Source organism: Pseudomonas sp. FJ2-5-13 (genome assembly GCF_029201605.1).
Taxonomy (GTDB): domain Bacteria; phylum Pseudomonadota; class Gammaproteobacteria; order Pseudomonadales; family Pseudomonadaceae; genus Aquipseudomonas; species Aquipseudomonas lactis.
This window is the reverse complement of sequence record NZ_CP104045.1, coordinates 2,302,639-2,317,272: the sequence shown is the minus strand read 5'-3', so window position 1 is coordinate 2,317,272 and position 14,634 is coordinate 2,302,639. Positions and strand designations below refer to the sequence as shown.

Here is a 14,634-nt window from a genome sequence, read left to right as displayed (position 1 = left end):
GTTGGAAATGCCGAGGCTTTACAGTCATGTTTGTCGCTCTTCAAACTACCTGAACTTAAGCAGTGCAACGCCGATTAACATCCAAATGAAGGCAATGATCATTATCTTCAAATTAACGGTGAGACGACGCTTTAAGTAAGGTGGAAAATTTTTCAGATCGACTGGGTCCAATTCTCCAAGAATGAGAGAAGCTTTTGGCCACATTATCATTCCAGTGATTTTCGCCATTTCCAAGAGAGACCAAATCAAACCTCGTTTTCCGAGACTTGGGCCCCAGATATAAATATAACGGCTGTTCTTTAAAGCCTCTTTTATGGCATCCAAATGTCGATGGGTCAGGTAAAGGCTGTATGCAAGAGTCCAAGCTGCAAGCAGCATGGGGCCGCCCAGAAAAGCGATTGCAACCCACGGAGACCACGTGTCGATATTGCTCATGGTTGATTAACTTCGTAGAGTTTTTCTCCAATAGCCTCACCAGCCATCCCTCCTCCTGTCGTACCCACCCATGCGCCTGCTCCCACTATAGCCGCGACACAAACAACCCCGCCGATGCCTCCAGTCGCTACGCCGATCGCCATGCAAATAGAACCGCTGGCAGCACCCGCCATCACCCCGCTCAAAGTTCCAAGAGAAGCAGATCCCACAAATTTTCCTACTTCCGTAAACTTGACCTTCTCGCAAACCGCACCAGAATCACCATTACACACCTGCTGAATAGCCAACAACGAAGACACCCCACCAAGGCCTATACCGATATAACCACCTGCCTTCATATACTTCGTGGCACGACTGACCGCATCCACATGGGCGGCATACCCCGGAATCTGCCCCGGCCCACCCGCCTTGTCCCAGTGATGCACCAAGCTGCGGCTGGAAATACCCAGGGCCGTTTTCAACTTCGGGTGATCGCCCAAAGTTGTCTGCCCGCGCAAACGGGTGGAGTTGAGCAAATGGGCATCCAGCTGGTTCATCAGCCGCTGACGATCAGCAAAGAACTGCGGCGATCTAAGGTGGCCGTGCTGCCGATAGCTTTCCTGATGCAGGCGCTCCATCGCCTGGAGTGTGTCGCGCAGATTACTCAGGTGCTTCTCCATCACCACCGCACTCACGCCGAGCCAGGTTGAGGTATGGCCGATGAAACCTGCGATTTCGGCGCCGTGGCGAAACAGGAAGTCGGCCTCGTCTGGCGTCAAGGCATCCAGGGAGGCATCGACCTGCCGAGCGGCCTGCATCAATTGCGCTTCCTGGTAGGTGCAGGAGGTATTGCTCGGATCGCTGAGTACGATCATTGAGCCGGCTTTGACGTGACTTGTATTGAGGTTCAGTGATTGAAACTTGCGCATCACAGCCGGGTCGCGAATTGGAAACAGCGTGGCCTCCAGTGCTTCGCGAGTCATGCTTTTGGGCACGATATAAAAACCTGGATCCTGGCTCGAGAGGTTGTTAAATGCGGGCGGCGCCGAATGGCTTGTCGGTGTGTAAGCGTTTTGAGACGGCGCTGCCCAGTGAGTCGTTGGCCGGACCTTCTCGGCGGCTTGCCTGTTGGCACTCACCACCGAGCCACCTCTGCTGTGATACTTGGCTGAAAACACCGAAGGCACCAGCTCGGCTTTACAGGGACAGTCACTGTAGCTATCCAAGGTACCGGCCATAAGCCGGCCATGGCTATTCATGAAGGAAATGCCACCGACGATCCTATAAGTTTGGCCATCCTTGCCACAGGTAACTCGGTCACCTTCGCACGCATGGAAAAGGCCATGTATATTGATTCTTTTATCGCCGTCCAGCACTTCCCCGCCACAGGTGGTTTTATCACCCAGGCCAATGAAATAACCTACGCTCATTGTTTTTTCCTTAATCTGCTCCGGACGTCCCGGCATATTTTCAACAGGGCATTGCGCCCCTGCTACTTCATAGACGGTAGAAAGTCTTCCGCCAGTGGAACGCCCTGACGCTCAATAAATATTGATGAGTCTTGAGGCGTATTAATAATCTGGTCGCCATTGCTGAGATAACTGCCTACCAGCGCGAGATGGCCATTATCTTCGCCCGATCCTGTCACGATAGGCGCTTGAGTGCCGTCGGCATATTCCACGTAATCACCCTTGTGTGCCGCACGTACTTGCGAGCCGTCGGCCAATCTGAACTCAAGCCCCGAAGCGGTTTTCTTGATGACACCACCGTTACGGGTCTGACTGCCTTCGGCGGCAATTCGGTAAATAGCAATAGGCGGGTGAGTGTTGCAATAAGCCTGCTGATCCTTAACGAGCTGCAAAGCGCGCTCATTGAAGTTGGATAACTGCTGCTCCGTAAAGGGTGATTTATTTAATTGATTGAGTAAGTCAGGCGTCATTTCATTGGTATATGGCGAAAAGTGCGTTGCGTTCATGATGTCTTCCTTATTGGCGGTCTTAGCTGACACTCGAACTTTGAAGAGGCATACCCCCACCGTAAAGTCAGACGTTTCCCTAAATCACGTACTCCCTGAGCCGTTCTGAGCCCTTCACTCAAAATCGCACTACCCCTTGGTGATTTTCATAATCGGCACCCCAGGTGCCGTTGCTAGTATCCAGCCACCGCCCAGAACAATAAGGAAACCGCCATGCCGTACTTCCCCGGTGTCGAGAAGGTTCGCTTCGAAGGCCCTGCCAGCGCATCCCCCCTCGCCTTTCGCCATTACGACGCCAACAAACTGATCCTCGGCAAGCCCATGCGGGAGCACCTGCGCATGGCGGCCTGTTATTGGCATACCTTTGTGTGGCCGGGGGCGGATATGTTTGGGATGGGGACGTTCAAGCGCCCTTGGCAGCGCAGTGGCGATCCAATGGAGGTGGCCATCGGCAAGGCCGAGGCGGCGTTTGAGTTTTTTTCCAAGCTGGGCATCGACTACTACAGTTTTCATGACACCGATGTGGCGCCCGAAGGCAGCTCGCTCAAGGAGTACCGCAACCACTTTGCGCAGATGATCGACCACCTGGAGCGCCATCAGGAACAGACCGGCATCAAGCTGCTGTGGGGCACTGCCAATTGCTTCAGCAACCCGCGTTTTGCCGCCGGGGCGGCGAGCAACCCAGATCCAGAGGTGTTCGCCTTCGCCGCCGCCCAGGTGTTCAGCGCGATGAATGCCACGCTGCGGCTCAAGGGCGCCAACTATGTGTTGTGGGGTGGCCGTGAAGGCTATGAGACCTTGCTCAACACCGACCTCAAGCGCGAGCGCGAACAGCTCGGGCGTTTTATGCGCATGGTGGTGGAGCACAAGCACAAGATCGGTTTCAAGGGTGACCTGTTGATCGAGCCAAAGCCCCAGGAGCCGACCAAACACCAATACGATTACGACAGCGCCACCGTGTTCGGCTTCCTGCATGAGTACGGCCTGGAACACGAGATCAAAGTGAACATCGAGGCCAACCACGCGACGCTGGCCGGGCACAGTTTTCATCATGAGATCGCCACCGCCGTGTCGTTGGGGATCTTCGGCAGCATCGACGCCAACCGCGGCGACCCGCAGAACGGCTGGGACACCGACCAGTTCCCCAACAGCGTCGAGGAAATGACCCTGGCCACCTACGAAATCCTCAAGGCCGGCGGGTTCAAGAACGGCGGCTATAACTTCGATTCCAAGGTGCGCCGCCAGAGCCTCGACGAGGCGGACCTGTTCCACGGGCATGTCGCCGCCATGGATGTGCTGGCCCTGGCGTTGGAGCGTGCGGCGGCGATGGTGCAGGACGACCGCTTGCAGCAGTTCAAGGACCAGCGCTATGCCGGCTGGCAGCAGCCATTGGGCCAGGCGGTGTTGGCCGGTGAATTCAGCCTGGAGTCATTGGCTGAACATGCCTTTGCCAACGAGCTGAACCCGCAGGCGGTGAGCGGGCGCCAGGAGATGCTTGAAGGCGTGGTGAATCGGTTTATCTATCGGTGACATTTGCACGACAAATCTCTGCACAGAGCGTCGAGTGACGCTCTACAGTTCAACCCGCACCACGCTGTGTCTTTCCAACAACAATAAAAGGACGCACCACCATGAAGTCATTCAAACCTGCCCTGCTCGCCGCAGCCCTGGCGCTGCTCGCCCTGCCGGTGATGGCCGATCCTGCGCACCCGAAAATCGGTTTTTCCATCGACGACCTGCGCCTGGAGCGCTGGTCCCGCGACCGTGATTACTTTGTCGCCGCCGCAGAAAAGCTCGACGCCAAGGTGTTCGTGCAGTCTGCCGATGCCAACGAACAGAAGCAGATTGCCCAGATCGAAAACCTCATCTCCCGTGGCGTGGATGTGATCGTGATTGTGCCGTTCAACGCCACGGTGCTGACCAACGCGGTGGCCGAAGCCAAGAAGGCCGGGATCAAGGTGGTGTCCTATGATCGCCTGATCCTCAATGCCGACATCGACGCCTATATTTCCTTCGATAACGAAAAAGTCGGCGAGATGCAGGCCAGCGGCGTGTTGCAAGCGGCGCCCAAGGGCAATTACTTCCTGCTCGGCGGCGCGCCGACCGACAACAACGCCAAGGTGCTGCGCGAAGGTCAGATGAAGGTGTTGCAACCGGCCATCGACAAGGGCGATATCAAGATCGTCGGCCAGCAATGGGTCAAGGAATGGAACCCCACCGAAGCCTTGAGCATCGTCGAAAACGCCCTGACCCGTAACGACAACAAGATCGACGCCATCGTCGCCTCCAACGACGCCACCGCCGGCGGTGCGATCCAGGCCCTGGCCGCACAGAAGCTGGCGGGCAAGGTGCCGATCTCCGGCCAGGACGCTGACCTGGCGGCGATCAAGCGCGTGATCGATGGCACCCAGACCATGACCGTGTACAAACCGCTCAAGCTGATCGCCACCGAAGCGGCCAAACTTTCGGTGCAGTTGGCACGCAGCGAACAGCCGACCTACAGCTCGCAATATGACAATGGCAGCAAGAAGGTCGACACCATCCTGCTTACGCCGACGCCGTTGACCAAAGCCAACATCGACCTGTTGGAAAAGGACGGTTTCTACACCAAAGAGCAGATCGCCGGGCAATGACCGTGGCCGCCGATTACCTGCTACAAATGAACGGCATCGTCAAAAGCTTTGGCGGTGTCAACGCCCTCAACGGCATCGACATCAAGGTCAAACCTGGGGAGTGTGTGGGCCTGTGCGGTGAAAACGGTGCGGGTAAATCCACCTTGATGAAGGTGCTCTCGGCGGTCTACCCGCACGGCACCTGGGAGGGGGAAATCCTCTGGGATGGGCAGCCGCTCAAGGCCCAGTCCATCCGCGAAACCGAGGCCGCCGGGATTGTCATCATTCATCAGGAACTGACCCTGGTGCCCGACCTGTCGGTGGCCGAGAACATTTTCATGGGCCACGAACTGACCCTGCCCGGTGGGCGCATGAACTACCCGGCGATGTTGCACCGCGCCGAAGCGTTGATGCGTGAACTCAAGGTGCCGGATATGAATGTGGCGCTGCCGGTGTCGCAGTATGGCGGCGGCTACCAGCAACTGGTGGAGATCGCCAAAGCCCTGAACAAACAGGCACGCCTGTTGATTCTTGACGAGCCCTCCTCGGCCTTGACCCGTGGCGAAATCGAGGTGTTGCTGGACATTATCAAGGGCCTGAAGGCCAAGGGCGTGGCCTGCGTGTACATCTCCCACAAGCTCGATGAAGTGGCGGCGGTGTGCGACACCATTGCGGTGATTCGCGACGGCAAGCACATCGCAACCACCGCCATGGCAGACATGGACATCCCCCGGATCATCACGCAGATGGTCGGCCGCGAAATGAGCAACCTCTTCCCCATCGAGCACCATGAAGTGGGCGAGGTGATCTTCGAAGCGCGTAACGTCACCTGCTACGACGTCGATAACCCCAAGCGCAAGCGCGTCGACGACGTCTCGTTCGTGCTCAGGCGCGGTGAAATCCTTGGCATCGCCGGCTTGGTGGGCGCCGGGCGCACGGAGTTGGTGTCGGCGTTGTTCGGTGCCTACCCCGGGCGCTACAGCGCCGAGGTGTGGCTGGAGGGTCAGGTGATCGACACGCGCACGCCGCTCAAGTCGATCCGCGCCGGGCTGTGCATGGTGCCCGAAGACCGCAAGCGCCAAGGCATCATCCCCGACCTGGGCGTGGGCCAGAACATCACCCTGGCGGTGCTCGACACCTACGCGCACCTGACCCGCATCAACGCCGAGGCCGAACTGGGCAGCATCGACCAGCAGATCAGCCGCATGCACCTCAAGACCGCCAGCCCATCGCTGCCGATCACCAGCCTCTCAGGCGGCAACCAGCAAAAGGCTGTGCTGGCGAAAATGCTGATGGCCAAGCCCAAGGTGCTGATCCTCGACGAACCCACACGCGGCGTGGACGTGGGCGCCAAGTACGAGATCTACAAACTGATGGGCGCGCTGGCGGCCGAAGGCGTGTCGATCATCATGGTCTCCTCGGAATTGGCCGAGGTGCTCGGCGTGTCCAACCGCGTGCTGGTGATTGGTGACGGCCAGTTGCGCGGGGATTTCATCAATGGCGGGCTCACCCAGGAACAGGTGCTCGCCGCTGCGCTCAGCCACAACAATAATGATCGGAAGACCGCGTAGATGAACCAGGTCAAACACCTATTTACCCGCTACAAAATGCTCGCGCTGGTGATCGCCGTGGCGTTCATCTGGCTGTTTTTCAGTTGGCAGACCGAGGGTGGTTTTCTCACGCCGCGCAACCTCTCCAACCTGCTGCGGCAGATGTCGATCACCGGGATATTGGCGTGCGGCATGGTGCTGGTGATCATCAGCGGCGAGATCGACTTGTCGGTGGGCTCGCTGCTCGGATTACTGGGTGGGCTGGCGGCGATTCTGGATGTGGTTTATCACGTACCGCTATTGGCCAACCTGAGCCTGGTGGCGCTGTGCGGCTTGATGATCGGCCTGGCCAACGGCTATATGACCGCTTACCTGCGCACTCCCTCGTTCATCGTCGGCCTGGGCGGGATGCTGGCGTTTCGCGGGATTCTGCTGGGGATTACCGGTGGTACCACCATTGCGCCCGTGTCGCCTTCGCTGGTGTATGTGGGCCAGGGGTATTTGCCCCACAGCGTCGGTATCGGGCTTGGAGCGTTGCTGTTTGCCCTGACGCTGTTCCTCACCTGGAAACAACGGCGCAACCGTGCGCTGCACGGGCTGGCTGCGCATTCACTGCTGCGCGACGCACTGCGCGTGGTGCTGATTGGCGCGGTGCTCGCAGGCTTTGTCACCACCCTCAACCGCTACGACGGCATCCCCGTGCCGGTGCTGCTGTTGCTGGCGCTGCTGGGGGTGTTCAGCTATGTCACGCACCAGACCGTGTTCGGCCGCCGCGTGTATGCGGTGGGCAGCAATATGGAGGCCACGCGGCTGTCCGGTATCAATGTGCAAGCGGTGAAATTGTGGATTTTCGGCATCATGGGGGTGATGTGCGCGCTGGCTGGCCTGGTCAATACCGCAAGGCTGGCGGCGGGTTCGCCGTCGGCGGGCAACATGGGTGAACTGGATGCCATCGCGGCGTGCTTTATTGGCGGCACTTCGATGCGCGGTGGGTCGGGCACGGTGTATGGCGCGTTGTTGGGGGCGTTGGTGATTACCAGTTTGGATAACGGCATGTCGATGCTGGATGTGGACAGCTACTGGCAGATGATCGTCAAGGGCAGCATTTTGGTGCTGGCGGTGTGGGTGGATGTGAGTACGCGCTCGGGCAGGCGGTAAGTTATCCGCCAGAGCACCACTGATTACCCTGTGGGAGCTGGCTTGCCTGCGATGGCGGCCTAACAGTCGACATCTATCTGCCTGACACTCCAATGATCCCACTGTGGGAGCGGGCTTGCTCGCGAAGGCGGCCTGACAGTCAACACAGTTGGACCGGGTACATATCCGTTATTTAGGTAACGGCTACTTAGGGTTCCGCCCTGACGGCGGCTCACTTTTGAGAAGCGCAAAAGTAAGCAAAACGCTCTTGCCCCACCACTCGGCACCTCGCCTAGGCTCGGTGTGCCCGTAATCCGCCAGTGATTTGGGGGGCCGCCGCCACGCGCCATCCATGGCGCGGGGCGGCTAAACCGGCATCCCTGCCGGTTTACCCCCCAAATCCCTGTCGAATTCCGGCCAGCGTGGTTTAACGGGGCGCCTGAGATCAAGATCACAAGCAGATCAAGAGCAAGAGCGGCTCGCTTCGCATCGTGGTTAGCGGCGATCGCAGGCAAGCCACATTGATCGTATTGCACGCGTGGGTTAGTGGCATTTGGTCATGGTTTGTAAAGGGCCAGCAAGGCGTGTCCCTTTAAATTGCAGGACGTTTCCTAGACAATCCTTGCCGCCTTGTGCCTGCTGGAATCGGTGGCTAGTCTGCGGTCCGTCACTGCCAAATCAGTGATCGGGTTTAGTCGCCCGCATTCGAGCAAGCGTTTGGTCCCATAACGTTTTTATGGTGGCTGTGCGCGGGGCGCCTTCGGGTGCGCCGGATGCTCTGGACCGGTCGACTAACCTGCGTACAGCCGCCACCCTACGTTTAGTCGCGAAGCGTGTCGGCTCCATGATCATTCCGGAGCTATACCATGAATAAAGTACTACCTGATCCACCCATCGATCCCGCAAAAGACCGCGCCGCGTTCAACCGCGCCATCGACCATTACCTGCCTACCCAAGGCTTCCACTGTGTCAACGAAGACCTGAGTTTCGAAGACGCCCTGCTCTACACCGCCAGCCTGCTCGACAGTGCCTCTGCCACGGCGCTGGATTGCGGTGAGCTGCTGCAAAGCCCTGAACGGGCGAAGATCCTGGCGGTGTGGCATTTGCTGGAAATTGCAAAAACCACGGTAGATCGCTCCATCGAGTGCCTGACCGGCACCAAGGCCACTGCCTAAACGCGCTTAAAACTGTGGGAGGGCACAAGCCTTAGTACCACCTGTAGGAGCGAGCTTGCTCGCGAAAAACGCAAAGGCGCCGCGTTTATTCAGGAAGCACGCGTTATCGTTGACGTTTTTCGCGAGCAAGCTCGCTCCTACGATGGGTGGGGGGACAGCCCTCATCAGCCTCATTTTTCCCTCGGGTTATTGCGGATAAAAACTAAAAGTCCATAATGGACAAATTAGTTTATCCGGAGAACCCAATGTCCACGACGCCCCTCGTTATCGACCAGGCCCAGGCCCGCACCCTGCTGGCTCAAGTCGACGTGCCGTTGATCCTGCGCAAATTGTTTTGCGACCTCGCCGCCGGGCAAGCGGTGCAGCCGGCGCAACAATTGGTGGAGTTTCCCCAGGGTGCCGGGGATTTCATCAACTACTTGGGCGTATTGGCCGAAGACGGGGTGTACGGGGTCAAGACTTCGCCCTACATCGTGCGCGAGCAAGGCCCGTTGGTGACGGCCTGGACCCTGTTGATGTCGATGCACAGCGGCCAGCCGTTGCTGTTGTGCGATGCCGCTGAATTGACCACTGCCCGCACCGCCGCCACCACGGCCTTGGCGGTGGATGCGCTGGCCCCGGCGGCGGCGCAACGCCTGGCGATCATCGGCAGCGGCAAGGTCGCCCAGGCGCACCTGCGTTACGTACAGAACCTGCGCGACTGGCAGCAAATCCGCCTGTACTCGCCGAGCCTGGGCAGCGCCAGCGCCGAAACGCGTATGCAGTGGGCCTGCCTGGACCCGCGCCTGACCCTCGCCGCCACCTGCGAGGCCGCCCTGGAAGACGCGGATGTGATCCTGCTGTGCACCTCGTCCGCCGGCCCGGTCATCGACCCGTCACGCTTGAGCAAACCCGCGTTGATCACCTCCATCAGCACCAACGCTCCGCGTGCCCATGAAGTGCCGCCACACTGCCTCAACCAGATGCACGTGTTCTGCGACTACCGCCAGACCACGCCGGATTCGGCCGGTGAGATGCTGATCGCCAGCGAACAGCACGGCTGGGACAAACGCACGATTGTCGGCGACTTGCCCGAATTGTTCAGCGACATGGCCCAACGCCCGACCTACGACCGTCACGTCTTTTTCCGCTCCATCGGCCTGGGCCTGGAAGACATCGCCCTGGCCAATGCCCTCTACAAACTGTAGGAGCGAGCTTGCTCGCGAAGACCTCACAGGCACTGCGTTTACACAGGATGGGCGCGTTATCGTTAACGTTTTTCGCGAGCAAGCTCGCTCCTACAATGCTTATTTCAGGAGTTCTTCATGAGCCACGCAGACTTCATCATTATCGGCGGCGGCATTGCCGGCGCGTCCACCGGGTTCTGGTTGTCGCAGCACGGCAAGGTGTTGGTGCTGGAGCGTGAAAACCACCCGGCCTATCATTCCACCGGGCGTTCGGCAGCGCTCTATACCGCCGCTTACGGCACCCCGCAGGTACGCGCGCTGACCTTGGCCAGCCGGGCCTTCTTCGACCAGCCACCCGCAGGCTTCTGCGAACACCCACTGCTGACGCCCCGAGGCGAAATGACCGTGGATTTCAACGGCGACCCGGCCGAACTCGACAGCCAGTACCTGAGCGCCAAGGCCACCGTAGAGCAGGTGCAGCGACTGACGGCCGACGAAGCCTGTGCACGCTTGCCGATCCTGCGCCGTGAAAAAGTCCACGGGGCTATCTACGACCCCACCGCTTGCGACATCGACACCGACGCCCTGCACCAAGGCTACTTGCGCGGTATCCGCCGCAACCAGGGCGACGTGCGCACCGACAGCCATGTGCTGGGCTTGAGCCGCGACGCCGACGGCCTGTGGCAGGTGCGCACCCAGGATGCTATCTACACTGCGCCGGTCATCATTAACGCCGCCGGCGCCTGGGCCGACCATATCGGCGGGCTGGCGGGCGCGGCGTCCATCGGCTTGCAGCCCAAGCGCCGCTCGGCCTTTATCTTCGCCGGCCCCGACGGCGTGGACAGCCACGACTGGCCGATGCTGGTGGCCCTCGACGAAGCGTTCTACATGAAACCCGATGCCGGCATGTTCCTCGGCTCGCCAGCCAACGCCGACCCGGTAGAACCCCAGGATGTACAACCCGAAGAGCTGGATATTGCCATGGGCATCTACCAGATCGAGGAAGCCACCACCCTGACTATCCGCCGCCCCACGCGCACCTGGGCGGGCTTGCGCAGTTTTGTGCAGGACGGTGATTTGCTGTCGGGCTTTGACCCGCAAGTACCGGGGCTGTTCTGGGTGGCGGCGCAAGGCGGCTACGGCATCCAGACCTCACCCGCCATGGGCCAGGCAAGCGCGGCCCTGGTGCGCGGCGAACCGCTGCCCGAGGCACTGACGCGGTTCGGTCTGGACGCTGGTATGCTCTCCCCGGTCCGCCTGGAGCCCCATTGATGAACACTGCTGAACAAGACAAGGTCATGCAGAACTTCCGCGCGATTGCCGATGCAATCGCCACGCTGTTCTTTCCCCATGCAGAAGTGGTGCTGCACGACCTGCGCACGCAAACCGTGGATTACATCGCCAATAACCTGTCCAAGCGCAGCCTGGGTGACGACTCATCCCTGGAGGACATGCTCGACGGTGACGTCAGCGAGGTGAATATAGGCCCTTATGAAAAGCTCAACTGGGACGGCCAGAAAATCCGCAGCCTGAGCACCGTGCTGCACGACCACAAAGGGCGCAGGCTGGCGGTGCTGTGCATCAACCTGAATATTTCAATGTTCGAAACGGCCAAAGCGGCGCTGGATATGTTCCTGTCGCCGAGCAAGCTGATTGCTCAGCCGGACGCGCTGTTCCGTGATGACTGGCAGGAGCGCATCAACACCTTCCTGCATGCCTGGCTGCGCGAGCGTCAGTTGAGCCTGAACCTGTTGACCCGCGACCATAAACGCGAACTGGTGCTGGCGCTGCATGCCGAGGGGGCATTCAAGGGCAAGAGCGCCTCCAACTATGTGGCCAATGTGCTGGGCATGGGGCGGGCGACGGTCTACAAGCATTTGAAGGAACTCAAGGGTTGACCCCCTTCTGACCACAACGCTAATCCCCTGTGGGAGCTGTCGAGCCCCAGCGAGGCTGCGAAGGGGCCGGCAAGGTCAACATTTTCATCGCCTGACCCACCGCTTTCGCAGCCTCGCTAAAGCTCGACAGCTCCCACATTGACCGCGTATTTCCTTAGGTCAGTCGCCGTAGATATCGGCCTTGAAGTACTGCTGTGAAATCTTCTGGTATTCGCCGCTGGCGCGAATGCCGTCGATGGCCGCGTTCAGTTCGCTGACCAACTCGCCATTGCCCTTGCGCACCGCAATACCGGCGCCCTCGCCCACGTATTTCGGGTCCTTGAGCTCCGGGCCAACAAAGGCATAACCCTGCCCGCGCGGCATCGACAGGAAGTCGCTCAGGGGGATGGTGTCGGCAAAGATCGCATCCAGGCGCCCCGCTGCCAGGTCCATGTAGATTTCTTCGTTATTGCTGTAGCGCTTGACGTTGATGCCCTTGGGCTCGAACACCTCGGTGGCATAGCGGTCGGTGGTGGTGGCGCGCTGTACGCCGACGTTCTTGCCCTTGAGGCTGGCGTATTGGTCATCCACCACCGCGCCGTCCTTCATCACCAGGCGCGACGAGGTGAAGTAGTACTTGTGGGTGAAATCCACCGACTTCTTGCGGTCTTCGTTGATGGTCATGGACGACAACGCCATGTCGATCTTCTTGACCTTGAGGGACGGAATCAGCCCGTCGAACTCGCCTTCGATCCATACACACTTGACCTTCATTTGCGCGCACAGGGCGTTGCCGATGTCGTAGTCGAAACCGACGATCTTGCCGTCGCCGGTTTTGGAGGCGAACGGTGGGTAAGCGGCCTCAATGCCGATACGCAGGGTTTTCTCAGCGGCCAGCAAGTGGCTGGAGGCGAACAGGCTCAGGGCCAGGGCGGGAAGGAGATAGCGTTTCTTCATGAGGGGGTTCTCGCAAGTTGTTGTTGGTTTGGCAAGAGTGAAGAAAAACGTGCAGCGACTATTTTGTACTTATAATTCCATACTGGACTTTTATGTGTTTGCCCGTCAACAGGCAAAAAAAAAGTGGGAGGGCTTGAGCCCTCCCACATCAGATCCTGCAATGCAGCTTAAACCCTACTTGGACACCGGCATCGCAAACTCCGCACCCTGCTCGATGCTCTCCGACCAGCGTTGCATGATCGACTTCTGCTTGGTGTAGAAGCGCACGCCCTCGGTGCCGTAGGCATGCATGTCACCGAACAGGCTCTTCTTCCACCCCCCAAAACCGTGCCAGGCCATGGGCACCGGGATCGGCACGTTGATACCGACCATGCCCACTTCGATGCGCCGCGCAAACTCACGGGCAATGTTGCCATCGCGGGTGAAGCAGCTGACGCCGTTACCGAACTCGTGGTCGTTGACCAGCTTCACCGCCTCGGCAAAATCGTTCACGCGTACACAGGTCAGCACCGGGCCGAAGATTTCTTCGCGGTAGATGCTCATGTCCTGGGTCACATGGTCGAACAAGGTCGCGCCGAGCCAGAAGCCGTTTTCCAGGCCGGGTTCGGTGGGCACGTAGTCACGGCCATCAAGCAACAACTGCGCGCCGGCGTGTACGCCCTGCTCGATGTAGCCACTGATGCGCTCCAGCGCGGCCCGCGACACGATCGGGCCCATCTCGGCTTTCAAATCGCGACCATCGGTGATGCGCAACGTCTTGGCGCGCTCGGTCAAGGCAGCGATGACTTTGTCACCCACGTCGCCTACCAGCACCGCCACCGAGATCGCCATGCAGCGCTCGCCCGCACTACCGTAGGCGGCGCCCATCAGCGCGTCCACGGTGCGTTCGATATCGGCGTCGGGCATCACCACCATATGGTTTTTCGCCCCGCCCAGGCCTTGCACGCGCTTGCCGTTGCGGGCACCGCTCTCGTAGATGTATTGGGCAATCGGCGTGGAGCCGACGAAGCTCACGGCCTTGACGTCCGGGTGTTCGATCAGCGCGTCCACCGACTCTTTATCACCCTGCACCACGTTGAACACGCCCTTGGGCAGGCCGGCCTCGTGCAGAAGCTCGGCCATGAACAGCGAAGCGCTTGGGTCGGTAGGGCTGGGCTTGAGGATGAAGGTGTTACCCGCCGCAATGGCGATGGGGTACATCCACATCGGGACCATCACCGGGAAGTTGAACGGCGTCACGCCGGCGACCACGCCCAGGGGCTGACGCATCGTCCAGTTGTCCATGCCACGGGAGACCTGGTCGGAGTGTTCGCCCTTGAGCAGGTTGGGAATGCCGCAGGCGAATTCGAGAATGTCGATGCCACGGTCGACTTCGCCCTGGGCATCGGTGAAGACCTTGCCGTGCTCGGCAACGATGATGCGCGCCAGGTCGTCCTTGCGTTCGCGCAACAGGTGCAGGTATTCGAACAACACGCGGGCGCGACGGATCGGCGGGGTGTCGGCCCAGCCGGCAAACGCGGCGTGGGCAGCGGCGACGGCTTCGGCCACGGTCTGGCGGCTGGCCAGGGCCACGCGCGCGGTGACTTCGCCGGTGGCCGGGTTGTAGACGTCCTGATAACGGTCATCGCGGCTGACGCGCTGGTCGTTGATGTAGTGCTCGATGGTTGCAGTCATGGCAGTCGATCCAGGTGGGTAGCGTTGGGCCACACGATAGGCTTTCGCTTTGTTCCTAACCAGAGCAGAATCCAGAACTTATTGTCCTTACAGGCGA

At 59.6% G+C, this 14,634-nt stretch carries 13 protein-coding genes; 8 read left to right on the top strand and 5 right to left on the bottom strand.

Going from position 1 to position 14,634, the window contains the following annotated elements:
• Nucleotides 1-45: 45 nt before the first annotated feature.
• The 3 genes from N2A98_RS10440 to N2A98_RS10430 form a co-directional block, all read right to left on the bottom strand.
• Nucleotides 46-435 carry a hypothetical protein gene (locus N2A98_RS10440; protein ID WP_069558644.1) on the bottom strand — a complete coding sequence of 130 codons (390 nt, stop codon included), beginning with the start codon at nucleotides 433-435 and terminating at the stop codon, nucleotides 46-48.
• Complete coding sequence (locus tag N2A98_RS10435; RefSeq protein ID WP_078802913.1) at nucleotides 432-1,844, bottom strand: PAAR domain-containing protein; 1,413 nt, start codon at nucleotides 1,842-1,844, stop codon at nucleotides 432-434. Before N2A98_RS10435 ends, N2A98_RS10440 begins: the two co-directional genes overlap by 4 nt.
• Before the next feature lie 62 nt (nucleotides 1,845-1,906).
• The gene (locus tag N2A98_RS10430) at nucleotides 1,907-2,389 is read right to left on the bottom strand and encodes a hypothetical protein (protein ID WP_069558642.1); all 483 of its coding nucleotides are present in this window, start codon (nucleotides 2,387-2,389) and stop codon (nucleotides 1,907-1,909) included.
• A gap of 213 nt (nucleotides 2,390-2,602) precedes the next feature.
• Between N2A98_RS10430 and xylA the strand changes: the two genes are divergently transcribed.
• From xylA to N2A98_RS10390, 8 genes are all read left to right on the top strand, one after another.
• A complete protein-coding gene (xylA, locus tag N2A98_RS10425; protein ID WP_275623369.1) occupies nucleotides 2,603-3,919 on the top strand; it encodes a xylose isomerase in 1,317 nt (438 codons plus the stop codon).
• A 101-nt stretch (nucleotides 3,920-4,020) separates the two neighbouring features.
• On the top strand, nucleotides 4,021-5,022 hold the full coding sequence (gene xylF / locus N2A98_RS10420; RefSeq protein ID WP_103452539.1) for a D-xylose ABC transporter substrate-binding protein: 1,002 nt from the start codon (nucleotides 4,021-4,023) through the stop codon (nucleotides 5,020-5,022).
• The gene (gene xylG, locus N2A98_RS10415; protein ID WP_275623368.1) at nucleotides 5,019-6,572 is read left to right on the top strand and encodes a D-xylose ABC transporter ATP-binding protein; all 1,554 of its coding nucleotides are present in this window, start codon (nucleotides 5,019-5,021) and stop codon (nucleotides 6,570-6,572) included. Before xylF ends, xylG begins: the two co-directional genes overlap by 4 nt.
• Nucleotides 6,573-7,709, top strand: coding sequence for a sugar ABC transporter permease (locus tag N2A98_RS10410; RefSeq protein ID WP_275623367.1), 1,137 nt, complete (start codon nucleotides 6,573-6,575; stop codon nucleotides 7,707-7,709). It abuts the gene before it with no gap.
• Between the two features lie 845 nt (nucleotides 7,710-8,554).
• The gene (locus N2A98_RS10405) at nucleotides 8,555-8,863 is read left to right on the top strand and encodes a hypothetical protein (RefSeq protein WP_003190524.1); all 309 of its coding nucleotides are present in this window, start codon (nucleotides 8,555-8,557) and stop codon (nucleotides 8,861-8,863) included.
• Nucleotides 8,864-9,108: 245 nt separating this feature from the next.
• On the top strand, nucleotides 9,109-10,050 hold the full coding sequence (locus N2A98_RS10400; protein WP_275623366.1) for an ornithine cyclodeaminase family protein: 942 nt from the start codon (nucleotides 9,109-9,111) through the stop codon (nucleotides 10,048-10,050).
• Between the two features lie 117 nt (nucleotides 10,051-10,167).
• Nucleotides 10,168-11,301, top strand: coding sequence for an FAD-binding oxidoreductase (locus tag N2A98_RS10395; protein ID WP_047710592.1), 1,134 nt, complete (start codon nucleotides 10,168-10,170; stop codon nucleotides 11,299-11,301).
• Nucleotides 11,301-11,927, top strand: a complete 627-nt coding sequence (locus N2A98_RS10390; RefSeq protein ID WP_078467762.1) for a PAS domain-containing protein — start codon at nucleotides 11,301-11,303, stop codon at nucleotides 11,925-11,927. The genes N2A98_RS10395 and N2A98_RS10390 overlap by 1 nt, the downstream gene beginning before the upstream one ends.
• A gap of 159 nt (nucleotides 11,928-12,086) precedes the next feature.
• Here N2A98_RS10390 and N2A98_RS10385 read toward each other — a convergent pair whose 3' ends face one another.
• Together N2A98_RS10385 and N2A98_RS10380 are read right to left on the bottom strand one after the other, a co-directional pair.
• Nucleotides 12,087-12,863: an ABC transporter substrate-binding protein gene (locus N2A98_RS10385; RefSeq protein WP_072435616.1), complete on the bottom strand. Its 777-nt coding sequence runs from the start codon at nucleotides 12,861-12,863 to the stop codon at nucleotides 12,087-12,089.
• 174 nt (nucleotides 12,864-13,037) lie between these two features.
• Complete coding sequence (locus tag N2A98_RS10380) at nucleotides 13,038-14,537, bottom strand: CoA-acylating methylmalonate-semialdehyde dehydrogenase (protein WP_275623365.1); 1,500 nt, start codon at nucleotides 14,535-14,537, stop codon at nucleotides 13,038-13,040.
• Nucleotides 14,538-14,634: the final 97 nt, after the last annotated feature.